Raw genomic sequence first — 23685 nt, forward strand, 5'->3', positions numbered from 1 at the left:
TCGGTCGTTACGCTTGATGTAGATTTGGCGAAAATTTTTAGCGCTTTTGCGCTTCAATTTTCAGTATCAATTTCGATTATCTTACTTTTGAACTGCTCGGAAACCTGCAATGCGTCGCTCATGACTTTTTGACGGTCCATCGTTTGCGAATGCTTGTTCTGCACCACCCATTGCCCATCAATCATCACGTCGAGTACATCGCTTGCAGTCGCAGAAAAAACGAGCGTCGCGTATATGTCGTAGATCGGGTTCATGCGCGGTGCGTCGAGGGAAATCCGAATTAGATCGGCTCGCTTGCCAGTCTCAATCGATCCTATTCGGTCATCAAGGCCAAGCACTTTTGCGCCCTCGATTGTTGCCATTGTAAGGACTTCCCGCGCAGGCAGGCACGCTCTGCTTTTGCCTAGCAGCTTGGCAAACATGGAGGCGGGCGCAAGTTGTGAGAAAATATCAAGCGTGTTGCCGCTCATAGGCCCATCGGTTGCAAGGCCGACAGGCACGCCACTTGCGCGCAGTGCTTCAATGGGGGCAATGCCCCGGCCGGCTTTTGCGTTGGAGCGGGCGTTATGAGCGACCGTGATGTTACGTTCCGCCAAGAGGTCTATTTCTTCTCCGTTCAATTCCAGACAATGCGCCATGATCGCTCCTGCGCTCAGTATTCCAGTTCGATCGGCCAAAGCGACGGGCCGCATGTCGTGATGTTTCGCGCACCATTCCATTTCAGACTTCATCTCGGCCAAATGCATCTGGATTTTTACATCCGCGTTATCGGCAGCGTATTGTGCAACGCGCTCCATAATTTCAGGGCCGGTTGAATAGGGGGCATGGGGTGCGATGGATGCTGTGATTAGATCGTTGGCTGCAAATTCATCGCGCAAATCATCGACCAGACGAAAGCCTTCATCGAACGAGCGTTGATCAGGCGGGTTGAAATCCGCAAGTGTCTGGCCGACGACACCGCGCATGCCAGCGGCGTCCAGCACCCGCCCAACCTCTTGTTCAAACCAATACATGTCGGCAACTGTGGTGACGCCGCCCAGCATCATTTCCAAAGCGGCAAGGCTTGATCCGACACGAACAACTTCGGCTGTGATGGCTTCTCGCTCTAATGGCAAAATATAGCGAAACAAGCGGTCATCCACATCTTCGCCAAGCCCGCGGAACAAAGTCATCGTCATGTGGCAATGGGTGTTGACCATCCCAGGCATCAGGAGATCGCCGGCAAAGTCGACGATGTCTGCCGCCGATTGATAGATGGCGGGGGCCGCACCTGCGCCCATTGCTGCAATCAAACCGTCTTCTACCAAAACCCATCCTTCCAGATGCTCGTCGAAAGCCTCGTTCATCGTCAGGATGCGGGCATTGTGGAGAAGAGTTCGCATGGAATGCAGCCCAGAATTCAAAAGCGATGTCGTGCAAAATTGAAAGTTAACTCTTGCGCCAAGACGCTTGACAATTTTGCGGATTCACTGGTTAATCGTTTAATCATTCTAAAGGATCGGCTTTGACAAATCAAAAGCAAATTGCCCGCGATCTTGGCGTTTCGGTTGCAACCGTATCCAATGCACTGGCTGGAAAAGGTCGGGTATCTGCTGATGTTGTTGAGCTGGTGACGGCGCGTGCTCAACAATTGGGCTATGTTCCCAGTCCTGCTGCGCGTGCGCTCAAAACCGGTAGAAGCGGAATTTTGGGCTTGGTGATGCCCGACATAACGATGCAGGCGTTTCCAGAATTTGCACAAGGCATGGAAGCGGAAGCTGATAAATCCGGATTTGGTGTGCTTATCGCTAATGCGCGCGGGCACGAAGAAGGTCAGACCAAAGCGATACAACAACTCATTCAAAGAGGCGTTGATGGTATCGTGCTCATTCCACTGCGCGGCACGACGCCCGATTTGCCCTTTTCTGTGCCCGTTGCAATCGTGAGCACCCAAAACGACCAGCGCAACACGGTGTCTGCAAACCATTGCCAAGGCGGTGAATTGGCGGCCAAAGCGCTTTTGGATTTGGGCCATCGCAATTTTTTGCTTCTTGGGGAAGACACGCGCTCTCAGGTGCAGGCTGATCGGATTTCCGGAATGATTGATATGATCAAACGCAGTAGTGAAACTCTGGCGGTAAGTTATGATGTTCGTTGGATAACTGACGGGTTCCCCGATCTGCTCGAAATGCAGCGCAACGGCGTGACCGGGGTGTTGACTGTCTCGGACCTTTTGAGCCTTCGCGTGGTTACCGAGGCAGCAATGCTGGATATCAAATGTCCGAAAGACTTCAGTGTCATAGGCTTCGACGACTTGCCGTTTGCCAAAGTGGTACGACCTACACTTTCCACGATCACGCCAGATGTTACCGAGATTTCCAGCAGAGCGATTGCCTATTTAAGCGCTGCGATCCGACAAGATGAACATCTGCCAAAGCCAGTTGCTGTTGAAATGGCGCTTTGCCTCAGGGAATCTGTGGCAAGCGCGAAACCTGCTGCTCGACACTAGACTTTCACCCCAGACCAAGGAGATCACCATGAAATACCTTCTCGCTCTTTCCGCAGCCCTTTGCCTGACAACTGTCGGCGCACAGGCGGCTGACAAAAAACTGACGATTTCGGTTTATTCGTTTGCTCAAGATGCTTTTAAGAAAGCTCTGTACGACCCATTCGAGAAAATTTGCGACTGCGAGTTGGTTGTCGAAACGGGCAACAGCGTTGAGCGCATGGCCAAGATTGAAGCCAACGCGGCTAACCCCGTTGTTGATATGGCAGTGATGTCTTCACACGATGCGCTCGCTCTTGCCCGTAAGGGGCTACTGCAACCGCTCGACGTTTCAAAAATCCCCAGCTATGGCGATCTTTATAAATCGGCCCAAGATCCGATTGGTGACAAGATGGCTGTTGGCTATGGGTTCTACGCCACGTCCATCGTCTATCGTTCTGACCTCGTAACAATCGATAGTTGGGCAGATTTGCTTTCCGACAAGGTCAAGGGGCGCGTTGCATTGCCAAACATCACAGGCACCCAGGGACCATTGACACTTCACATGCTCGGCAAAGCCTTGGGCCACGAAGGTCTGGACTTTGCAAACACGATCGACGCCATTGGAGAAAAGAAAGACGACATCGTCACGTTTTATGGCCGTTCTTCGCAATTGGCTCAGTTGATGCTGCAAGAGGAAGTCATCGCGGCGCCGGTGGGCCGCTTTGCATGGAGCCGCTTTTCCGGCGCCAATTTGCCGTTCAAATGGGCGGAACCAAAAGAGGGGCAGACCGGTGGCATGAACGTCATGCTGATGACCAAAGGAAACGGCAATGAAGAACTGGCTTATCAATTCATGGAATATTGGCTTTCCAAGGAAACCCAAACCCGCATTGCCGAACTGAAACTCGACAGCCCAGCAAACTCGAAAGTGGTGGTCAGCGATGAAATTGCCGAGAGCCTGACCTATGGCGCTGACCTCATCAATTCTCTCAACATGCTTGATCCTGGCGCAATCATCGATAATCGCGACGCCTGGGTTGGGCGTTGGAACGAAAAGGTCGTGAACTAAACAACATGACCCGGCGCTCCTTTTTACAGCGTCGGGTCTCATGAAGCTAGGGTTAGATTGTGTTCCAAAACCGAAACGAAGGGTTAGCGCTGGCATTGCCAGCGGCTGTGTTTACAGCCTGTCTTTTCCTCCTGCCGGTTGGAATATTGCTGTCGGAAGCCTTCAAGGTTGACGGTCAATGGTCGTTGCAAGGCTATGTCGACTTTGCCTCCAAGCCTCTCAACCAAGTCGTCTTTCTGCGCACCCTGAAATTGGGATTTCTGGTCGCTCTGGTCAGCGCAATCATCGGTTACGCTTGCGCGTTTTGCATCGTCAACTTGGACGGCAAGCACCGCGGGCGCGTCTTCGGGCTAGTCGTTCTACCGCTGATGATTTCACCTGTGGCGCGCACCTATGCATGGATTGTCATTTTAGGGCGCACCGGTCTCGTCAACGACACGATTGTTGGACTTGGATTAAGCGACACGCCCATCCGCCTGCTGTTCACCGAGACGGCTGTGTTTCTGGGGCTGCTACAGCTTTTTCTACCGCTGATGATTATTTCGCTGGTAAGCGCGATGGAAAATCTTCCCAAAGATGTGGTGCCAGCGGCCCGGGTTCTTGGGGCAAGCTGGATCCAGGTCTTCACGAAAGTGATTTTGCCTCTCACCAAGGACGGGTTGGTTCTGGGTGGGACGCTCGTATTTACCGGTTCGCTCACCGCTTACATCACCCCTGCCATATTGGGCGGCTCTAAGGTGTTGATGCTGGAAACGTTGCTTTACCAGCGGGTGAACGTTGCCAACGATTTTGTGTCAGCTGGCATCATTGCCACCATTTTGATCGTGATGAGCTTCGGCGCAAATATTCTGCTCAAGCGCATATCGGCGGCTAGGTCATGATAGGAGGGAAGGTGATCAAATGAGCAGTCGGTGGGCATCGCACATCATTATTGGGTTGACGCTGACGTTTCTCATCGGTCCGTTTTTCATCATCATTGCAGCTGGCCTGTCTGCGGGAGATTTTCTCGCTTTCCCTCCGGAAGGTCTGTCGCTCAAATGGTATCTCAAAGTTTTTGAGGTGGAGAGCTTTCGAGACAGCTTTGCGCTGTCGATGTTCCTTGCGGTGTTTGGAACGATTGCGGCGCTCATTCTGGGAGTGCCGGCAGCTTACGCTTTGAGCCGCTACAAAATTCCCTATGGCGAGACGATCAAGACCGTGGTGGCCGCCCCGATCATCGTTCCGGGCATCATCGTCGGCCTTGCATTGCTGCGCTATCTGGTTGTGCCGCTCAACTTTACCATCACTCTGGCGTTGTTTTTGGCTCACACCGCGTTGGTTCTTCCATATGCCGTGCGTGTCGTATCTTCCAGCCTGAACAATTTGCGCAGTGATATGGAAGAGGCGGCTGTTCTGCTGGGTTGCAGTCGTATCGGAGCCTTTTTTCGCGTGGTGCTGCCGAACATCCAAAGCGGCGTTCTGGCGGCTTTTATTCTTGGGTTTGTGACCAGTTTCAATCAAGTGCCGGTGTCGCTATTCCTCTCAGGGCCGGGCGTAAGAACGTTGCCCATCGACATGCTCTCCTACATGGAAATCACCTACGACCCGTCCGTTGCGGCCCTGTCTGCTTTGCTCGCGCTCATGTCGGTCCTGATCGTTTTTGTTGCAGAAAAATTTCTAGGGTTTTCCCGATATGTCTGATGCTTTCGTTTCCCTGCAAAACCTCTCGCTCGCCTACGGCAAAACCGTGGTTGTGCCAGATCTTGATCTCGACATTCGCAAGGGTGAGTTGATTGCACTCCTTGGCCCTTCAGGCTGCGGCAAGACCACAACCATGCGAGCCATTGCTGGGCTTATGTCGCTGCACGGCGGCAGCATTTCAATTGATGGTGTGGATATGAGCCGCACGCCCGCCAACAAGCGTGGCATCGGATTGGTTTTCCAGTCTTACGCTTTGTTTCCGCATCTCAATGCCTTTGAAAACGTTGCATTTGGCCTGCGGTTGAAAAAACTGCCGAGTGCGGAAATCAAGGAGCGGGTTGAAGGCGGACTGGAAAAGGTTGGACTGGCGCATCTGGCAGATCGAAAGCCGGCCGAGATGTCTGGTGGTCAACAACAGCGTCTTTCGCTGGCCCGTTCGCTCGTCATGGAACCCAAGGTTTTGCTTCTGGATGAACCGCTGTCAAATCTTGATGCACGCCTCCGTTTGGAAATGCGCACGGAGCTTCAGCGGGTACAGCGCGATACCGGCATCACAATGGTTTTTGTGACACACGATCAGTCGGAAGCCTTGGCGTTGGCGGACCGCATCGTTTTGATGAAGGACGGTGTGATAGAGCAGTTGGGCACGCCGGATGACCTCTATAACAGACCCGAAACGGTTTTCGCTGCAGACTTTTTCGGCTTCGAGAACATCTTTGAAGTCTCTGGCTCCGACATTATCGGGCGGGAGAGCAGGGCACCCATCGGCTTTGCAGCTGCTGATGGCCATTTGGCGTGGCGTCCCGGTGCCGTGAAAATTGGCAGCGGTTCGCATAAAGGAATTGTCAGAGGTGTGGCCTTTGCCGGTGAGCAGCGCGAATATGTGATCGATAGCCCCCTCGGCCAGATTAAAGCCTCATGCCCGGCCAGTGAAAAGGCTCATACGCTTGAGGAAAGCATTGTTTTCGATTTACCGAAGGTTGGCGCACTCGCAATCCCTGCAAGGCGATAGAAAGGGCGCATCATGTCCGAAACGATAAACCTGAATGACCCAGACCTGCGATCCCGGGCTGTTCGGGCGGCGCAAGGTTACGAGCCCTTTGACGTCTTGATTGCCAACGGCACCCTTTTTGACGGTGTGACCGGCCAGTTACGAGCAGCTGATGTGGGGTTGATTGGCCCTCTTATTGCCAGCGTTCATCCAACAGCGTCTCGCGATGATGCGCGAAAAACAGTCGATGCCTCCGGTTGTATCCTTTCACCAGGGCTGATCGACATGCATATGCACATCGAGAGTTCGATGATAACGCCGTCTGCCTACGCAGCCGAGGTTTTGCCCCGTGGCGTCACCACTTTGGTTTGGGACCCTCATGAATTTGGCAATACGTGCGGTGTTTCTGGGGTGGATTATGCCGTGCAGGCGGCTAAGGACAGCCCGATGAACGTGCTGACTTTGGCACCCTCATGCGTTCCTTCTGCGCCTGGCTATGAGACGACGGGTGGAGATTTCACAGCTGATATTGTCGCTTCGCTGCTTGCCAATCCCGACATACATGGTGTCGCAGAGGTTATGTCAATGCAGGCTCTGCTCGACCGCGATGAACGCATGAGCTGCATTGTCCAGGCTGGACTGGACGCGGGCAAAAGAGTCTGTGGCCATGCCCGCAGCCTGACAGGCGGTGCGCTCAACGCCTATGCGGCCAGCGGCGTAGAGACCGATCATGAACTGACCTCCGGCGCCGATCTCGTTGAGAAACTGCAAATGGGCCTAACCATCGAATTGCGCGGTTCACACGATCATTTGTTGCCGCAATTTGTTGAGGAATTGAACCGCCTCGGTCAGCTGCCCCAAACGCTCACCCTTTGCACAGATGATGTGTTTATCGATGATCTGGTGGCAGCCGGTGGGCTCGATGATGTGGTGCGGCGGCTGGTGAAATACGGGTTGAAGCCGGAGTGGGCATTGCAAGCGGCCACATTCAACGCAGCAAACCGTCTTGGAAGAAGTGACCTTGGTTTGATCGCGCCGGGAAAACGCGCCGATATTTCTATTTTCGATAATCTCGAAACTTTCCGCGCCAAGGCGGTGTTTGCAAACGGGGTTTGCATTGCCGAAAACGGTTCGTTGATCTCGCCTCTAAAGGAGACAGAAATTCCGTCTAGCATGTACGACACCATGAAGATTAAACCGGTGTGTGTTGACGATTTCAGGGTGTCAGCGAGGGGTAAAACGGTAACCGTCGCGACGATCGAGAAGCCTAGATTTACACAATGGGGTCGCCGCGAGGTTGATGTGGTGGATGGCTTCGCCTCGTGCCCGCCGGACATGATCAAAATGGCGATCATCAACCGCTTTGGAACGAATGAAGCACCGCGCATTGCCTATCTGAGCCATTGGGGAACATGGCGCGGCGCGTTTGCAACCACGGTCTCGCATGATTCCCATAATCTGACTGTATTTGGCGGCAATGAAAAAGACATGGCAGTGGCGGCCAACGCTGTAATTGAGGCTGGAGGTGGGCTGGCGGCTGCATCTCAAGGCCGCGTGCTTGAGGTTTTGGCACTTCCTGTTGCGGGGCTAGCAAGTTCTGAGCCGACGGCGGATTTGGCTGAGCGATTTCAAAAAATCAGAAGCGCGATGGATGAGATCGTGGATTGGGAGCCGCCCTATCTGGTGTTCAAAGCCTGCTTCGGCGCATCGTTGGTTTGCAATGCAGGACCCCATTTGAGCGATATTGGCATCGTGGATACACACCAAAATGTAATTCTCAAATCACCAATTGAAGCATTCGATGCGGTGTAATGAATTATGTCCAGCCAGAATAATGGCTGAAAGCTGGCCATTGGGCGTTTTACATTTTGAGATGGATAGACGACCTTAGAAGACTGAGGGCTCTGAAGCACGGTTTCGCTGTGGCTTAGAGTAGCGCTACGCGCAGTAGCCTCATGCAACTGTGTATGTTGGGTGCTGATATGATTCAAAGGAGATGGTTATGTTGAAGTCCGTTCTTGGTGTGGCTGCATTGTTGTGTTGCACAACCTTCTCAGTTCGTGCTCTGGCGGTGTTGCCGCAACCCCAGCAATTCACTGCTGCTTCATCCATCGCCGAACCTGTGCATTATCGTTCCTACCGTCACAGGCATGATCGGCGCACAGGACGCATTATTAGAGAACGACCCCGAGAACGACGGAACCGCCGAACTGGGCGGCTTCCCCAAGCTCACATTGACTTCTGCATTGCACAAAGCATGGGCTATAGTGTCGCCGACAACACGATTGCAGTTGATCGGCATACCCGCCGCCAGTGTTCGTCGCCCTATTATCGTCCATAAGCGCATCCGGTGCTTGCCAGAATCGCGTAGGCGGATGACAATCGATCTATGTTTGTCAAAGCTGCATCATCATGGAGCGCGCTAACCTCTGGCTTTCGCTGGCAGGTGCCGGGAGACTTTAACATCGCGCATATCGCTTGCGACCGCTGGGCATTTGGCGAGCCTGAGCGCGTGTGTGTGTTGAAGTGGAATGGCAATGATTTGGAGCCGTTCACCTATGGTTGGTTGGCCGAGCAATCGCGTCGGTTGGCTAACGCACTTGCCGCGCAGGGTGTGCGGCGGGGTGATCGGATTGGGCTTTTGCTGCCGCAATCGCCGGAAGTCGTTGTTGCGCACATGGCCGCTTATCGCATGGGTGCCATTGCTATTCCGCTGGCGTCGCTCTTTGGTCCCGATGCGCTGGAATACCGGCTTGGCTTTTCTGGCACACGAGCGCTGGTGACCGATAGCGCCGGTCTTGCGAAAGTGGGGCCAATCCGAGACAAGCTGCCTGATCTGGCGGCGATTTTCTGCGTAGATGGTGCGGCGGGTGATGCTTTGGACTTCCATCAAAGCCTTGCCAATGCCTCGTCAGATTTTGATCGGGTGGAGACGACGCCTGATACGCCTGCGCTGATGGTTTTCACCTCCGGCACGACAGGCCCACCCAAAGGCGCGTTGCATGGGCACAAGGTTCTGGCGGGGCATATTCCTGCTGTTCAAGTGCTGCATGAATTCGCGCCACAAAGAGATGATCGTTTTTGGACACCTGCCGATTGGGCATGGGCTGGTGGGTTGCTCAACATCATGCTGCCAGCGTTGGCGTTGGGTATTCCTGTGGTCGCTCATGCGGCGCAGAAGTTTGACCCTGAAGCTGCGTTTGAAATGATGGGTCGCGCGCAGGTTCGCAATGTGTTCATTCCGCCGACCGCACTGAAAATCATGAAGAGTGTGGAACGCCCACGGGAGCGTTTTGGAATGGGACTGCGCACGCTGTTTTCTGGAGGTGAGGCGCTGGGAAAAGAGACGTTCGAGTGGGGCAAGAGCGAACTCGGCATCACGATTAACGAGGGGTATGGTCAGACTGAGTGCAATCTGGTGCTCACGTCTTGTGCAGCGCTTGGCGTTAACCGCGCTGGTTCAGCAGGTCGGCCAACACCGGGCAATCATGTCGCCGTGATCCGTGAAGACGGCACGATTTGTGATGTGAACGAGCCAGGGCAAATCGCCGTTAAACGACCTCTGCCGACGATGTTTCTAGAATACTGGCTGCGACCTGAAGCGACGGCGGAGAAGTTTATTGGCGATTGGATGACGACGGGCGACCAAGCGCTGACGGATGAAGACGGCTATTTCCATTTCGTTGGACGTGACGATGATATTATAACCTCTGCGGGCTTTCGCATTGGGCCAGGCGAAATCGAAGACTGTCTCATCGCCCATCCAGCCGTGCGCTTGGCGGCTGCTGTTGGTAAACCTGATGGGGTGCGCACCGAGATCGTAAAATGCTACGTGATGCTGGAAGAGGGGCAGATTGGCGATGAGGCTTTGAAGGCTGACATTAAGGCCTATGTTCGATCGCGGCTTTCCGCGCACGAATACCCGCGTGAAATTGATTTTGTCGACGCAATGCCGCTGACTACCACAGGCAAGGTTATCCGGCGTGAATTCCGTGACCGTGCGAAACAAGAGGCTGACCTCTAGTGTGTAGATTAGCCTCTGAAGCCGCCGTTATCGAGAAAGGCTTGTTCCTCCGGTGTGGTTTTGCGGCCGAGCACGGAATTGCGGTGGGGAAAGCGGCCGAATTGCTCGATGATCTCGCGGTGTTCTACCGCCGCTTCTAAGTTCTTCGGCAAATCGAGCTTTTGGCAAATCGCAACGCATTGGTTTTGGTCGGCAAGAATTTCGGAATGCATCAACGGCAGATAAGCAAATTGCCGGAGGGGAAAATCGAGTTTCTCATCATCGCCACGCTCGATCATCCGCTTTGCCAGCGTCAAACCTTTAGCGTCTTGGGAAAAGGCGAGAGGGCTGTTGCGGTTCAAATTGCGGGTGAATTGATCGAGCAGCAGGATCAGAGCTAAGGCGCTTTTTGGCTCGGCATCCCAATGATCGAGTAAACCATCCGAAGCAGCTTTGTGTGTCTCGCTGAAGCGTTCCTTTATCTCGGCGTCGAAAATATCGTTTTTCGTCCACCATGTTTTCGGACCCGCCTGCTCCCAAAAATCGAGAATATCTTTCGGGGCAGAATGTGAAGTCTGTGACATTGTGAGCGGTCTCTTTTATGCGGGCTTTAGAGCCTATATGGGTGTGAGTGAAGGACAAACAAAGGCAGATTTCTATATGGCAATGGAAGACGACTTCGTTCTCGATTTGCGCGGTTTGCAATGCCCGCTGCCGGTGCTGAAAACCCGCAACGCCATGCGCAAGTTAGGCGATGGCGAGCGTCTGTGGGTGCGTACAGATGATCCGCTGGCAGTGCTGGATGTCCCAAATTTTTGCAACGAATACGGGCAAGGCCTGCTGGAGCAAAAAGCAGGGGAAGAGGGCAGCCACTGGTTCCATGTTGAAAGACGCGGCGAGCTGCGTTAAGCGCGGTCTTCAGTCGAAATTGCCGGAATAGCCAGGCACGGCTAACGGGTTTTCATCCAAGGCTGCGCGATCAGGCGTATCGGCCTTCGTGTTGCCAACGAGAGCGTCGAACAGTTTTTCTACGAAATCTGGCGCAAGATCGCGGGTAATCATAACCAGTCGTGTTGTGCGGTCTTCGTCTGGCCAGTTGGGCAGGCTTGCGGGAGGGTGGAAAATTTCTTGCACCCCATGCAGCACGACTGGCCGTTCCGGGTCTTCTGCTATTCGCACAATGCCTTTTACGCGCAGCAGATTTGGACCGTGGGCGGAGCGCAGCAGATCAATAAATGTTGCAAGCGTCGCCGCATCGACGGCTTTGTCTGAGCGCAATGTGAAGGCGCGAATGCGGGCATCGTGGCGATTTACATCGTGATGGTGATGATGGCCGTGCTTGAGCGCTTCATCATTCAGCCAACGCTGCACATCGGCGCTTCGGGTCGCAGGATCATAAAGACCGCAGTCGAAAATATATTTCGGTTGAGCCGGTGCCTTGATCAATTTCGCAGTCGGATTGAGCCGCGCAATTCGGCCTTCGATTGTCGACGTATCACCCGCCAAGTCGTGTTTGGACAGAACCACGCGATCGGCAACTGCAATTTGTTTCACTGCCTCTTCATGTGCGTCCAGCGTCGCTTCGCCGTTCACGGCATCGACCATCGTGATCACCCCATCGAGCCGCAAAAGGTCGCTCAGGACAGGGTGACCCATGACGGCGTGGAGAATGGGGGCGGGGTCCGCAAGGCCGGTGGTTTCGATGACGATACGCGAAATCGGTTCGCCGTCGCGGGCGCGATTGAGCAGGCGGGTTAGCGTGTCGACCAAGTCGCCTCGAATGGTGCAACAAAGGCAACCATCGGAGAGTTCGACAATTCCTTCGTCTGATGTCTCAACCAGCAGATGATCAATGCCTATGTCACCAAACTCATTGATTATGAGGGCGGCATCTTTCAGTGCCCCACTTTTCAGCAGCGCGTTCAATTGTGTCGTTTTGCCGGAGCCGAGAAAGCCTGTGAGCAGTGTGACGGGTGTTGTAGTCAATTGAGTGCCGTGCCTGGTCTGAATGATGGTGTGGGCAACTGGATCGGTGCTGCACTTGTTGCTCTGACGGTGTCGTCAATCGGAGTTGGGCGGAAGCGTGGCAGTGGTACGTTGCGACGCGGCACACCCTTTGGTTTGGTAGCGAACCGCGTGCGCAATGTTATCTTGCGCGGTGTTCGTTCGTCCAACCAAGGTGATTTGATGACCGCCTGTCCGGCGCCTGGTTCGTAGCGTGCAGCACGTGCTTCTGGTGTGCAGAGGCGCGGGCGCATATTTGCAGGGCGCGTGGCGGGTGTTCCATCTGGCTTCAATTCGGCCAACGGCGTGCCGGCATCGGTGGACAGTTCAAAACCACCTGTAATTAGCTTTGCTGCATCAACCGCACGGTGGGTTTGCGATGAGCGGCCCAGCACGATGGCAGCAATCCGTCGTCCTGCTCGGGTTGCGGATCCGATGAAATTGTATCCAGAAGCGCACACAAAACCGGTCTTAAAACCATCCGCACCGCGGTAGCGCTCGACCAGCAGATTATAGGAATAGTGGATACGCTCGATGATCTTGCCCTGCTTGGTGCGGGCCTGCGCCAACACGCCAGGCGCAGCGAACCAATCGGCATATTGCGGGTAGTTTTTGTGAAGAACGGAGATTAGCAGGGCCATATCACGAGCTGTGGTGACTTGGCGTTGGTCATGTAAGCCGTGCGGATTGATGAAGCGACTGCCCGTCATGCCAAGCCGTGCAGCTTCGTCGTTCATCTTGCGGGCAAAGCCTTCCACGGAGCCCGATACGTGTTCTGCAAGGGCGACGGAAATATCGTTGGCTGATTTCACGATAAGCAGTTTCAAGGCGTCTTCCACAGTGATCAATGTGCCGGGAGCGTAGTGCATCTTGCTCGGTTGTTGGCGAGCTGCGTTGCGTGAAACGCGCACGGTCTCATCAGCAGAGACAGCGCCTGTCTCAAGGGCGCGGAAGACGACAAGCGCTGTCATCAACTTGGTGAGTGACGCTGGATGCCACGGATCGAAGGCCTGTTGCTGTGAAAGCACGCGGCCGGAATCGAGATCTATCGTCAGGTGTGGCAGGGCTCGAGCGGGCGTTAGCGCCAGGCCGATGAACACGGCAAAAGCTATGACGATTTTCAAGATTGCCTGCATAAATTCGCTTTGTTTGATTTGGCTTTGTGTTGGACAACACAGCCTGTCTACACGTTCGGCAACGGCTTGCCAAAGAGCAAGGGGTCAAGCAACGACTTTAGTCGCTGGGCTGCCGCGTCCATGCCGTGGTTGGAAATGGCATTCTCACGCGCTTGTCTGGCCAGATCATGGCGCAGTTGAGGATGCGAGATGAGCGTGGTCAGGGCATCTTCGTAAGGCTTGCCTTTGTCTTCGGCGAGCAGGCCGGTCTTGCCATGTTTTACCACCAAGGGCACGCCCATATCGTTAAGAGCGGCGACGGGCAGACCCATCAACTGTGCTTCCAGATAGACCATGCCGATGGGTTCGCGCCAACCGGGCCAGACGAATAGATCACCTTGTGCCATGTAGGCCAGAACTTCCTCGCGCGGGATGCTCCTCGTCCAGTAGAGGCGCTCGGTTGCGATGTTTTTGAAAAGTTCGCGGATGGCATCCTCCTCCGGGCCACCGCCGATGATGACGAGGTTCCACGGAAGCGCCTGCATGTTGGTCAGGGCCTCGGCTAAAATGCGGTAGTTTTCCACTTTTTTTCCGGGTCGCATCATACCTGCGACTACCAGAACAGGCACGTCTTTACGCCAGTGGCTTGGCAAGCTGATTTCGGGAAGGTTGGACGGTTCAGTTGCATCGAAAAAGGGACGTAGATCGCGCAAATTTTCTTCGCTGCCCAACAAGCCGCCGAGATAGAAGCGATCTAAAGGCTTTAGGCAGATGTGTAAATCGGCTTGTCTGATGCCAACCTGTGCCTCGTCTCTCCAAGCCTTCCAGCGGTCGCCGCCGTTTTCTAAACCCTGCCCTGTGCGGGCGGCTTCTACGGTTACGTAGGGGATCGCAAAGGCTCCGCTTACCGTTGGTCCAATCCAATCCGGCGCTTTACAATACGGATGGTAGGTGAGCCATAGATCGGGCGGATTTCCGCGCATCCTTTGAATAATGCGCTTGGCTTCCATCAGCGCTTCTTCTTTGCGCTTAGTGAGAATTTCTGAGTTTTCTCGCTTTGAATAGGTGATGAAACGGCTTGCTAGGCGCGCGTCATAACCCGCAAGCGTAAGCGCTTGCATCAGGTTGCCGGCAATGAGCCGATCGCCGGAAGGGATGGGGTGATCGGGCGGCTTTATGGGGGCGTAAAAGGCTATGCGTTTCATGCGCGTTCTTCCAGCCATGTGCGCATCAAACGAGCTGAAGTTTCAACGCCTTTAAAGTCGATTTGTGCGTCAATCTTCGGGCTGTTCAGTGAGTTCTGAATTGCTGCCTCGAGCGCTTCCTTCGTCAGCGCGGATTGGGGTAGGCATTGGGCTAAACCTCGTTTTGCCAGCAGTTCGGCGCGTTTGATTTGCTCACTCTGACCCGTTGTATCGTAGGGGATGAAGATAGCATGGCAATCGCTAATCTGGCCTGCGGCGAGGGCGTCCATTGCGGTGTTGTATCCGCATTGCGAGATCGACAGCTTTGCCTTCGCCATATGAGCTGAAAGGTTTTCGAGGCGTTCAACAACCGTGACGTTTGCTGGTGCCGCGTTGCGGAGTTTCGCGACATCGCTTTCGTTCATATGTGGGCCGGTGGCGAGGCACCAAGAGGCGCTGGCCAGTGGGCCGCTGACTGAGCTGTGCATAGCTGTTTCCAACATTTCGAAACCAAAACCGCCTCCGCCGCAGGTGACGATCACGTCGAAGGGGCGCACGTTCGCATCCATGTTGATCGACGGTACGACGAAGCCTGTGTAGCAGAGCTTGTCCGCGATCCTTTTGGCAAGTGGGAAGGTGGCATCAAGCGGGATGACGCTTGGGTCGGAATGAACCAAAACGTGGTCGATATGGCGAGTGATCGTTTCGCAGGTTTCCTCTGCCCGGCCCTTTTTGCGCGGTTGAAGAATGTCGCGAACCGATGTGACGCGCAGGGGCTGAGTGGGACGCTTTGCCAAAGCCTCCATCATCGCGATGATTTCGTGTCGCACGATGCGGCGACCGAAGGGCCATGCTTCAATTAGGACAGAATCGGGTTTGAGTGTTTCGAGGTGATTGAGTAGGGACGCTTTGCGCGCCTCCATGAATGCCTCGCCTAGCGGTTCTCCGTCTGCGTCCACGTAAGAAGCGTAACTCGCATCTTTGGCCGCAATGGGCGGTAGATAGTGAATAGATTCGGCTGCGAAACGTTCGCCAATATCGTGTCCGCCATAGATCACATCGACGGCTATACCTTGATCTGCAAAGCCTTCGATTAGGCGTTTGGCGCGGTGCACATGGCCAACGCCGAGCAAGTGGAGAAAGTAGAAGAGCAGGCGGGGTGCGGCCATTTTCTAGTCGGCCTGCAACAATTCAAGGAGTAGGTCGATTTCGTTTGCCGCGTCGAAATCGGACCGCACACGATCCATGCCGGCTTGGCCCATAGCTTGTCTTGCGCTCGGGTCACGCGCTGCTTGTTCGAGCGCGAGGGCAAGCGCAGGGGGATTGTCGGGTTCCACCAGCAAGCCGTTTTTGCCGTGGGCGATCAGTTCAGGGATGCCGGAGATTGGTGAAGATACAACAGGCAATCTTTGGCTTTGAGCCTCCACAATGACATTGGGAAGGCCATCGCGGTCGCCGTCAGCGGCGATCCTGCATGGGAGGACGAATAAATCGCTTTCTCGGTAGGCTTGAAGAACGCGAGATTGTGCCTGCGAGCCGAGGAATTCCAAACGGTCGCTTAGGCCGAGTTCTTGGCCCAACGCTTTAAGATCGCTCAGTAGCGGGCCGCCAGCGATGTGGATCCAGCGCCAGTGAAGATCTTCGGGCAGCAGCGCAAGCGCGCGGAGCAAAGTGTCGAGGCCTTTCTTTTCTACCGCTCTGCCAACGCTCAACAGGCGTATTGGGTTGTAAGGGTCAGAACCATCACGGTTTGATGGTTCACTATCGGGAACGGGAAAGCGTTCAAGATCCAAGCCGTGATAGACGAGACGCACCGCGTTGCCTTTTTCTGCGAGCGAAGCGAGATGGTCTGCGCCGCCCTTGGTGCAGGTGACGGTCCAGCGGGCATCGTTGAGTTTTTCTGACAGTTCCCAATCGGGGGAAGTCCAAATGTCTTTTGCGTGGGCGGAGAACGAAAACGGCAGGCCGCGCATGATCGCCGCATAACGGGTGACGGAACCGGGCGTGTGAATGAAGTGGCCGTAAAGCCAACGTGTGTCTTGCGGCAATTCAGCGGCAGCGACGCAGGCTTGAAAGAAGCGGCGCATGCGGTTTGGTGTCCGGTCACGGGTGAGATCGCGCAGCCAGACGTTTCGTGCCTTTTTGTAGCCCGGCAGTTTGCGGGCGATCTTCCAACCGGAGAAAACGCGGGCGCGTTCGTCTTTGATGTATTCGGGCAGATAGTTCACTGGCGCAGTGATTTCGTGGTGAACCGGGTGGCGCTTGGTGTCTGTGGGGTGCCGCAGCGAAACGAGTTCCAGCGGCAGACCAGCCTTTTGAAGATTAAGGATTTCCTGCGCGATGAAAGTCTCCGACAGGCGCGGATAACCTTTAAGAATGACGGCGATGCGGCCTTGCTTCATGCCGGCATTCCAGAAAGCAGGTTCTCGGTCCGTTTGGCAATTTCATCGAGGCCGGTCATCTCTAACGGAAAGCCTGTCTGCGACGGAGGTAATGCCGTCTCTAATGCCCTCAATGCTGCAGCCATTTTATCGGGATCGGCAGCATTTTCGCTGGAGATCATTGATGCTAGGCCGAGCGCTGCTGCCCTGTCAGCACGCACCCATTGTTCCATGCGTGGGGTGGTGCGGGGCAGGTAGAGGGCGGGTTTATCGTAGGACAGAATTTCGCAAAACGTGTTGTAGCCGCACATGCCAACGACTGCGTCAGCACGGCGCATCAAGACTTCTGGCTCTGCCACAAAATCGATCACCGTAATGTCTTCAAACGGCTGCGCCTGCGCATGAACAGCTTGCCTCTTTGCAGGCGGCATGAAGGGGCCAGCCAGCAAAACCATTGGCGGCAAATCATCGTGGGCTGTGCGGGCGGCGAGAACGTCCAACATGATGTCGTCGCCATCGCCGCCCCCGCCTGCTGTGACCAGAATGAAGTGGTCAGGCAAAGCGATATTCAGGCTTTGCGACTGCGGGTCTCTGTGGCGGTTTATGAATCCAACATGGTGCGTTTTGGCGGCCATATGTGGGGGCACGTCAATGCCCTCGAGCGGGTTCCAGAAATCGCGGGGACCGTAAATCCAGATTTCATCAAACAGCGATGCGGTTTTGGGTATTAGACCTTTGTCGTCCCATTCCTCCTGCAACGTTTGCGGGTCGTCCATGACATCGCGCAGGCCCAAAACCGTTTTGCAGCCCGCCAATTGTCGCTCAACCAGAGTGGGCTCCACCTCACCGCGCAGGCCCATCGGCTCTTTGTCAACGATGAACAGGTGCGGGTCGAAAACTTGAGCGGTTTTCGCGATCAGTTTGCGGCGCATGGAAAGTGTTGTTTCCAGTGCTACTCCCTCAGCGCGGGAGGCGTAGTCGCCGTTTTCCAATTTGATGATGCCGGGAATTTTGATGACGTCGATGCCGGGCACGTTGTTGAAGGAGCCGGCGATTTCCGAGCCGGAAACAATCAGAACGGTTGTGTTGGGATGGTTTTGTACCAGCGCTTCGGCGATTGTGCGGCAACGGCGTAAATGGCCTAAGCCGTAGGAGTCGTGGCTGTAGATTAGAATGCGGGTTTCTGCGCGTTCTGTGGGTTTGAAGTCGATGACATTAGCATTGTTCATTGAAGACACAGGCAATGCTCACACCGGGGCGATGTGAGGGCGACCGAGAGAGAGGTAGTAAAAACCATTCTGTGCCATCTTCACCGTGTTGTAGAGGTTTCGCAGATCGACAACGACTGGTTGGCGCATCAGATCGTGCATTGTAGGCCAGTCAATTGCGCCAATTTCAGCCCATTCAGTCAACACAATGGCCGCGTCTGCGCCCTTTATCGCTTCTTCGATGGATTTGGCCCGCTCGAGCGTTGGGATGAGTTCGGTAATCGCTTTATCGGCGGCCGGATCGTATCCGACAATCTCTGCGCCTTGTTTGGAAAGCAGCGGGGCAATGACTGTAGAGGCGGCGGACCGCACGTCGTCGGTGTTGGCCTTGAAGGCAAGGCCGAGAATCGCGATACGCTTGCCGACCAGGGGAACATTGGATGTTTCGCCCCAAGAGGCCGCGCAAAAATCGGTGATGCGACGGCCGAGGCGGCGGATGTGGAATGAGTTTGAATCGACCACCGACTCCACAATACGAACGGGGCAGTCGGCTTCTTGGGCTTGAACGGTCAGCGCTAAAGTGTCTTTCGGGAAGCATGAGCCGCCATATCCAGGACCGGGCTTCAGGAAGGCGCGACCAATGCGGTTGTCGAGGCCGATGCCGCGAGACAGTGCTTCAATGTCTGCGCCTGTTGCATCGCACAAGTTTGCCATCTCGTTGATGAAGGCGACCTTGGTGGCGAGGAAGGCATTGGCCGAATATTTGATAAGTTCAGACGTTTCCAGCGATGTGAGCACCAGCGGGACGTCTTGAGGTTCGAAAGGTGCGTAGAGCTTACGCATGGCGTTAGCGGCACGCTCGGTGGCGGTGCCGATGACGATGCGATCGGGGTCAAGGAAGTCGTTGACGGCATCGCCTTCGCGCAAAAATTCCGGGTTGGAGACGACGTCGAACGTGTGCTCTCCGCCGTGCTTGCCGAGAATGCGGCCGACCCGCTTGCAAGTTCCGGCGGGCACAGTTGATTTAACGACCACGATTTTCGATTTGTTGGCGGCTTTGGCAATTTGCTTGGCGGCGGCTTCCACGTCGCGCAAATCCGAGCGTCCATCCGATGCTTGCGGCGTGCCCACCGCGATGAAGACTATGTCGTTGGCTTTTACGGCTTTAGCGAGATCTGTTGTAAACGTGAGCTTTTTCTTGGCGACCGCTTGTTCAACGACCGTTTCCAGACCCGGTTCGTAGATTGGGATGTTGCCACGACGAAGCGCGCGCACTTTGCTGCTGTCCTGATCGACGCAGGTGACGCGGTGGCCGATTTTTGCAAGGCAGGCGCCCGTCACCAAGCCGACATAGCCGGTGCCGATCATCGCGATCTTCATGTCGTGAACTCACTTTGAAACCGAGGTGCAGGGCCGCTCTTGCAGGAGCCTGCGACGTTTTGAACATTATGGGGATGTGGCGCGGGATTATCCATGCCCCGTTTGAAAATTGTTGTGTTGCTATTTGTAAGGATCAGCCGCATCGCGCAGGCCATCGCCAAGAAAATTGAATGCGATGATGACGAAAATCACCGGAATGACGGGATAGAGGAGCCAAGGGGTGATGACGACAGCGTTAATGTTTTGCGCTTCATTGAGAAGAACACCCCACGATGTGATCGGTTCCCTCAAGCCAAGGCCTAGGAAGGATAGAGCGGTTTCGCCCAAGATCATGGTTGGAATGGTGATCGTTGCCGAAGCGATGAGATGGCTCATAAAACCGGGAACCAGATGACGGCCAATAATCCGTCCGGGGCTTGCGCCGATAAGCTGAGCTGCGAGCACATATTCCTCTTCGCGCAGAGCCAGCAGTTTTGAGCGCACGGCCCGTGCGAGGCCGGTCCAGTCCAGCAGGCCGAGGATGATGGTTATCCCGAAGTATATAAGTATCGGGCTCCAATTTGCCGGCATGATGGCAGATAGCGTGAGCCATAGCGGGATGGTGGGGATTGATTGCAGCACTTCGATGACGCGCTGCACGACCATATCGATCCAGCCGCCGTAGTAGCCCGCAAGTCCCCCGATCACGATGCCCAAAAGGAAGGACACGCTGATGCCCAGCAAGCCGATGGTGAGCGATATTCGTGCGCCTTGCAGAATACGTGAAAGCAAATCTCGGCCCAGTTTATCGGTGCCGAGCAGATAAAACGGCGCGTTCTTCGGCGGACAGACGAGATGGTTGTCTGCCTCGATCAGGCCGAACCAATAGTAAGATTCGCCGGAACAGAAAAATTCCAGCTTCATCGGTTTGGAAGTGTTTTGTGTGTATTCGCGCTGCCCTGTTTCCATGTTCATCCGCTGACGGATTGGATAGACAAACGGGCCAATGAACTCGCCTTCATGCATGAAATGCACGCTTTGCGGCGGCACGTAGATGTGACGCGTGTTGCGGCTTTGATAGTTGAACGGCGACAGAAACTCGCTGAATAAAATCGAAGCGTAGAGAATGAGCAGAAACCAGCCTGACCATACGGCCACACGGTGCTGTTTGAACTTCCACCACATCAATTTCAGTTGTGAGGCGAAATAGAGCTTTTCTTGCTCGGGCGTCAGTTTCTCAACGGACTGCAGATCAAACGGCGCGTCTGACACGAAATGAGGCAGTGTTGGCGTATCCGGTGGCGGTAGTGGAGAGCCGCCGCCAACACCAGGAGGCAAGGGGGCCGATGGGTCGAATTGCTTGCGGCTCACTTGTTCGCCCCTCCTGCCAGCCGGATGCGTGGGTCAAGGTAGCCGAGGGCGATATCGGAAAGGAGTACGCCGATTACGGTGAGCGTTGCCAAGAACATCAGGAAGGAACCTGCCAGATACATATCCTGGCTCTGCAAAGCGGCGATCAAGAGGGGGCCGGTGGTTTGGAGCGACAGCACGATTGCGACGATTTCCGCGCCGGAAATGATAGAAGGCAAAAGCGAACCAATATCGGCCACGAAAAAGTTCATCGACATGCGCAGCGGATATTTCACAAGCGCGCGAAATGGCGGCACACCCTTGGCGCGGGCGGTGGTGACATATTGCTTTTGTAACTCGTCGAGAAGATTTGCGCGAATGCGCCGTATCATGGCTGCCGTGCCTGCGGTTCCGATGACGATGGTTGGGACAATCAGGTGCTGGAGCACTGAAATGAACTTGTCCCAAGACATCGGCTGACCGACGAATTCGTCATCCATCAAGCCGCCAATTGAAATGCCGAAGATTGACTGCGCCAGATACATCATCAGCAAGGCGAGAAGGAAATTTGGCGTTGCCAGACCGAGCAGGCCGACAAAGGTGAGGCCGTAATCGCCCCAGGAATATTGGTGTGTTGCGGAGTAGATGCCGATGGGAAAGGCAATTGCCCAAGTGAGAATGATTGTGAAAAACGAGACGAGGATCGTCAAAAACATGCGGTTGCCGATGACTTCGGAAACCGGGCGCTGGTATTCGAAGGAATAGCCGAAATCGCCCTGGACGAAATTGGTGATCCACAGCAGATAGCGCTGCCACATCGGTTGGTTGAGGCCGTATTCCTCGCGCAGATATTCTACCCGTTGAAGATCAACGCTTTCACCGGATGCTATCAACTCACCAATATAGGTTTCTACATAATCGCCGGGCGGGAGCTGAATGATGGTGAAAATCACGATGCTGGCAAGCACCAGCGTCGGGATCATAACCATCGTCCTGTAGAGGATATATTTCAGCATTGCCCGGTGTTTCGTTTCTTATTCGGCGTAGAAGAAAGTGTCGGGCATGTAGTGGCCGAAATAGTGGGTTGGCTCAAACGCCCAGATGCCTTTGTCGGGGATGTTGCGCATTTTCTTGTTTACCACGATGGGCTGAACCGCGCCGGACACCGTGCCGATGGTGAACACCTGGTCGGTGTAAATCGACAGCATCTCCGCCCAGATGCGGCTCTGCTCTTCGCTGCTTTCTGCGGTTCTCCATTCTTCGTAAAGACTGGCGAGCTTGGCTACTTCGGGCATTGTGGGCGCTTCGCCGGATGCGCCTTTGGTTTCGAAGTAACGGCCCCAGACGGGCCACTGGGCCTGCACCGACGAGACGGGGGCAAGTTCTTCGGGGTTCATATCGCTTGTTGCCAGACCACGGTTGAGGCCGGACCAAGTGGACATGACCACATCGCCATTGCCAACGCGGCTGCGCAGAATATCGCGCTGGCCGGGTTTGACGAACATGGAAATGCCGACTTCCGACAGGTGATCGGTGATGAGTTGGAGGATATCCGTTTCCTGGCTGCTTTCGCCTGCCGTCTCCACGATGATTTCGAATTTGCGTCCGTCGGGCAGCAGGCGGAAGCCACTGCTGTCACGCTTGTCGTAGCCCGCTTCATCCAGAAGGGCGTTTGCCTTGTCGAGGTCGCGCTGGGCGAACGCTTCGGCCATTGCGTCGGTGTAGAGTGGCGATTCTGGCAGAACGTAGTTTGCTGCGGGGCGGCCCTGACCAAGGAAAATGGCTTCGTTGATTTCTTCACGGTCAATAGCGAGAGACATCGCGCGGCGTACACGCACGTCGCGCATGGCATCACGCAATTCAGGGTCGCTCGCATTCAGGTTCGGCAGTAGAACACGTTCGGAGCCGCGCCCAGACGACCAAAGCAGAACTCGATAGTCGCCATCTTTTTCGCCCTTCTTCAAGAAGGGGAAATCCTCAATTTTGATGTAGCGGCCCTGAAGATCGCTGTCGCCGGTTCCCGCTTTAGCGGCAATTACGGAACTGGAGGCAAGGTTGATGATCACGTCATCGAAATAGGGAAGCTGGGTGCCGGCCGGGTCGACGCGGTGGAAGTGTGGGTTGCGTACGAAGACAAAACGCTCTGCTGGAGCGGGGCTCGTGTTCATCCACGGTTGCAGTGTTGGGTTGTCAGGGTTTTCAGGGCGATATTGGCGCCCTTTACGAATGTGAAGCGAACCCCAGTTTTGCACTTTTTCGGCTTCCACCAATGCAGCCAACTTCGCAGGATCGGCATATTTTTCGTGAAACTGCTTCATGTAATGCGCGGCTTGATAGATGTAGGTCGGGCGCGCGCCAGCCAGCGATGTGAGAAACAGTGGGTTCGGCTCGTCCCACGAATAGCGAACCGTGCGTTCGTCGATAACCTCGAATTTTGGAGGCTTGCCACCGACCAGCAATGCCTGTGGTGGACCGCCTTTTGTGATGGTTGGATTGTTGGCGACGTCTTCCCACCAATAGCGAAAGTCTTCAGATGTGAAGGGCTGGCCATCGGACCATTTGTGGCCTTCCCGCAATGCGAAGGTGAAGACGCGGTTGCCCTCAACGTCGATGGATTTGAGAATATCGGGCTGAAGCTGGAAGTTTTGATCATAGATGACGAGGCGCGCATTGCCGTAAATCGTCATTTGGCTGATGTCTTTGCCTTTCGCCATAAGCATACGCAACGTGCCACCGCGTTTGCCGATTTCCTTGCCGAGTTCTTCATAGTTCAGCACGCGCGGCTCGGCGGGTGGTTCAGCGAAGGCAGTGGCTGCTGAACAGGCGAGCGCCACGATGGTTGCGGTCAAAAACCGGGGAAAGGCATGGATCATG

General features: G+C 54.9%; 20 protein-coding genes. 8 read left to right on the forward strand and 12 right to left on the reverse strand.

Features of this window, described 5'->3' with window-relative positions:
• Positions 1 to 53: 53 nt before the first annotated feature.
• Complete coding sequence (locus ACFQ14_RS00880; protein WP_377210808.1) at positions 54 to 1382, reverse strand: amidohydrolase family protein; 1329 nt, start codon at positions 1380 to 1382, stop codon at positions 54 to 56.
• A gap of 122 nt (positions 1383 to 1504) precedes the next feature.
• On the opposite strand from ACFQ14_RS00880, the gene ACFQ14_RS00885 reads away from it, so the two are divergent.
• From ACFQ14_RS00885 to ACFQ14_RS00915, 7 genes are all read left to right on the forward strand, one after another.
• Complete coding sequence (locus ACFQ14_RS00885; protein WP_377210809.1) at positions 1505 to 2488, forward strand: LacI family DNA-binding transcriptional regulator; 984 nt, start codon at positions 1505 to 1507, stop codon at positions 2486 to 2488.
• 28 nt (positions 2489 to 2516) lie between these two features.
• Positions 2517 to 3536, forward strand: coding sequence for an ABC transporter substrate-binding protein (locus tag ACFQ14_RS00890; RefSeq protein ID WP_377210810.1), 1020 nt, complete (start codon positions 2517 to 2519; stop codon positions 3534 to 3536).
• 59 nt (positions 3537 to 3595) lie between these two features.
• Positions 3596 to 4417 (forward strand): ABC transporter permease, encoded by an 822-nt coding sequence (locus ACFQ14_RS00895; RefSeq protein WP_377210811.1) that lies wholly within the window; start codon positions 3596 to 3598, stop codon positions 4415 to 4417.
• Between the two features lie 19 nt (positions 4418 to 4436).
• Positions 4437 to 5216, forward strand: coding sequence for an ABC transporter permease (locus tag ACFQ14_RS00900; RefSeq protein WP_377210812.1), 780 nt, complete (start codon positions 4437 to 4439; stop codon positions 5214 to 5216).
• Positions 5209 to 6228: an ABC transporter ATP-binding protein gene (locus ACFQ14_RS00905; protein WP_377210813.1), complete on the forward strand. Its 1020-nt coding sequence runs from the start codon at positions 5209 to 5211 to the stop codon at positions 6226 to 6228. Before ACFQ14_RS00900 ends, ACFQ14_RS00905 begins: the two co-directional genes overlap by 8 nt.
• A gap of 12 nt (positions 6229 to 6240) precedes the next feature.
• Positions 6241 to 8019, forward strand: coding sequence for an adenine deaminase (locus ACFQ14_RS00910; RefSeq protein ID WP_377210814.1), 1779 nt, complete (start codon positions 6241 to 6243; stop codon positions 8017 to 8019).
• A 577-nt stretch (positions 8020 to 8596) separates the two neighbouring features.
• Positions 8597 to 10231: an AMP-binding protein gene (locus ACFQ14_RS00915; RefSeq protein WP_377210815.1), complete on the forward strand. Its 1635-nt coding sequence runs from the start codon at positions 8597 to 8599 to the stop codon at positions 10229 to 10231.
• Positions 10232 to 10239: 8 nt separating this feature from the next.
• Here ACFQ14_RS00915 and ACFQ14_RS00920 read toward each other — a convergent pair whose 3' ends face one another.
• Complete coding sequence (locus ACFQ14_RS00920; protein WP_377210816.1) at positions 10240 to 10794, reverse strand: DUF924 family protein; 555 nt, start codon at positions 10792 to 10794, stop codon at positions 10240 to 10242.
• Positions 10795 to 10837: 43 nt separating this feature from the next.
• On the opposite strand from ACFQ14_RS00920, the gene ACFQ14_RS00925 reads away from it, so the two are divergent.
• Positions 10838 to 11119: a sulfurtransferase TusA family protein gene (locus tag ACFQ14_RS00925; RefSeq protein WP_377210817.1), complete on the forward strand. Its 282-nt coding sequence runs from the start codon at positions 10838 to 10840 to the stop codon at positions 11117 to 11119.
• A gap of 9 nt (positions 11120 to 11128) precedes the next feature.
• Here ACFQ14_RS00925 and ACFQ14_RS00930 read toward each other — a convergent pair whose 3' ends face one another.
• The 10 genes from ACFQ14_RS00930 to ACFQ14_RS00975 form a co-directional block, all read right to left on the reverse strand.
• Positions 11129 to 12196, reverse strand: a complete 1068-nt coding sequence (locus ACFQ14_RS00930) for a CobW family GTP-binding protein (RefSeq protein WP_377210818.1) — start codon at positions 12194 to 12196, stop codon at positions 11129 to 11131.
• The gene (locus ACFQ14_RS00935; RefSeq protein WP_377210819.1) at positions 12193 to 13350 is read right to left on the reverse strand and encodes a D-alanyl-D-alanine carboxypeptidase family protein; all 1158 of its coding nucleotides are present in this window, start codon (positions 13348 to 13350) and stop codon (positions 12193 to 12195) included. Before ACFQ14_RS00935 ends, ACFQ14_RS00930 begins: the two co-directional genes overlap by 4 nt.
• Positions 13351 to 13397: 47 nt before the next feature.
• On the reverse strand, positions 13398 to 14534 hold the full coding sequence (locus ACFQ14_RS00940; protein WP_377210820.1) for a glycosyltransferase family 4 protein: 1137 nt from the start codon (positions 14532 to 14534) through the stop codon (positions 13398 to 13400).
• Complete coding sequence (locus ACFQ14_RS00945; protein WP_377210821.1) at positions 14531 to 15682, reverse strand: glycosyltransferase family protein; 1152 nt, start codon at positions 15680 to 15682, stop codon at positions 14531 to 14533. The genes ACFQ14_RS00940 and ACFQ14_RS00945 overlap by 4 nt, the downstream gene beginning before the upstream one ends.
• Positions 15683 to 15685: 3 nt before the next feature.
• Positions 15686 to 16915 carry a glycosyltransferase family 4 protein gene (locus tag ACFQ14_RS00950; RefSeq protein WP_377210822.1) on the reverse strand — a complete coding sequence of 410 codons (1230 nt, stop codon included), beginning with the start codon at positions 16913 to 16915 and terminating at the stop codon, positions 15686 to 15688.
• A complete protein-coding gene (locus ACFQ14_RS00955; RefSeq protein ID WP_377210823.1) occupies positions 16912 to 18123 on the reverse strand; it encodes a glycosyltransferase family protein in 1212 nt (403 codons plus the stop codon). Before ACFQ14_RS00955 ends, ACFQ14_RS00950 begins: the two co-directional genes overlap by 4 nt.
• Before the next feature lie 18 nt (positions 18124 to 18141).
• The gene (locus ACFQ14_RS00960; RefSeq protein WP_377210824.1) at positions 18142 to 19482 is read right to left on the reverse strand and encodes a UDP-glucose dehydrogenase family protein; all 1341 of its coding nucleotides are present in this window, start codon (positions 19480 to 19482) and stop codon (positions 18142 to 18144) included.
• A 120-nt stretch (positions 19483 to 19602) separates the two neighbouring features.
• Positions 19603 to 20799: an ABC transporter permease gene (locus tag ACFQ14_RS00965; RefSeq protein ID WP_377211326.1), complete on the reverse strand. Its 1197-nt coding sequence runs from the start codon at positions 20797 to 20799 to the stop codon at positions 19603 to 19605.
• Between the two features lie 29 nt (positions 20800 to 20828).
• Positions 20829 to 21827, reverse strand: a complete 999-nt coding sequence (locus ACFQ14_RS00970; RefSeq protein ID WP_377210825.1) for an ABC transporter permease — start codon at positions 21825 to 21827, stop codon at positions 20829 to 20831.
• Between the two features lie 18 nt (positions 21828 to 21845).
• Positions 21846 to 23684, reverse strand: coding sequence for an ABC transporter substrate-binding protein (locus tag ACFQ14_RS00975; protein ID WP_377210826.1), 1839 nt, complete (start codon positions 23682 to 23684; stop codon positions 21846 to 21848).
• Position 23685 lies beyond the last annotated feature (1 nt).

This window comes from Pseudahrensia aquimaris, from assembly GCF_042676045.1.
Taxonomy (GTDB): domain Bacteria; phylum Pseudomonadota; class Alphaproteobacteria; order Rhizobiales; family Rhizobiaceae; genus Pseudahrensia; species Pseudahrensia aquimaris.

Bases quoted from the DNA above. Each gene is read 5' to 3' on its own strand.
- ACFQ14_RS00900 (WP_377210812.1), top strand. From the start codon at position 4,437: ATGAGCAGTCGGTGGGCATCGCACATCATTATTGGGTTGACGCTGACG.
- ACFQ14_RS00975 (WP_377210826.1), bottom strand. From the start codon at position 23,684: ATGATCCATGCCTTTCCCCGGTTTTTGACCGCAACCATCGTGGCGCTC.
- ACFQ14_RS00880 (WP_377210808.1), bottom strand. From the start codon at position 1,382: ATGCGAACTCTTCTCCACAATGCCCGCATCCTGACGATGAACGAGGCT.
- ACFQ14_RS00890 (WP_377210810.1), top strand. From the start codon at position 2,517: ATGAAATACCTTCTCGCTCTTTCCGCAGCCCTTTGCCTGACAACTGTC.
- ACFQ14_RS00935 (WP_377210819.1), bottom strand. From the start codon at position 13,350: ATGCAGGCAATCTTGAAAATCGTCATAGCTTTTGCCGTGTTCATCGGC.
- ACFQ14_RS00910 (WP_377210814.1), top strand. From the start codon at position 6,241: ATGTCCGAAACGATAAACCTGAATGACCCAGACCTGCGATCCCGGGCT.
- ACFQ14_RS00970 (WP_377210825.1), bottom strand. From the start codon at position 21,827: ATGCTGAAATATATCCTCTACAGGACGATGGTTATGATCCCGACGCTG.
- ACFQ14_RS00905 (WP_377210813.1), top strand. From the start codon at position 5,209: ATGTCTGATGCTTTCGTTTCCCTGCAAAACCTCTCGCTCGCCTACGGC.
- ACFQ14_RS00940 (WP_377210820.1), bottom strand. From the start codon at position 14,534: ATGAAACGCATAGCCTTTTACGCCCCCATAAAGCCGCCCGATCACCCC.
- ACFQ14_RS00960 (WP_377210824.1), bottom strand. From the start codon at position 19,482: ATGAAGATCGCGATGATCGGCACCGGCTATGTCGGCTTGGTGACGGGC.
- ACFQ14_RS00920 (WP_377210816.1), bottom strand. From the start codon at position 10,794: ATGTCACAGACTTCACATTCTGCCCCGAAAGATATTCTCGATTTTTGG.
- ACFQ14_RS00945 (WP_377210821.1), bottom strand. From the start codon at position 15,682: ATGGCCGCACCCCGCCTGCTCTTCTACTTTCTCCACTTGCTCGGCGTT.
- ACFQ14_RS00915 (WP_377210815.1), top strand. From the start codon at position 8,597: ATGTTTGTCAAAGCTGCATCATCATGGAGCGCGCTAACCTCTGGCTTT.
- ACFQ14_RS00950 (WP_377210822.1), bottom strand. From the start codon at position 16,915: ATGAAGCAAGGCCGCATCGCCGTCATTCTTAAAGGTTATCCGCGCCTG.
- ACFQ14_RS00955 (WP_377210823.1), bottom strand. From the start codon at position 18,123: ATGAACAATGCTAATGTCATCGACTTCAAACCCACAGAACGCGCAGAA.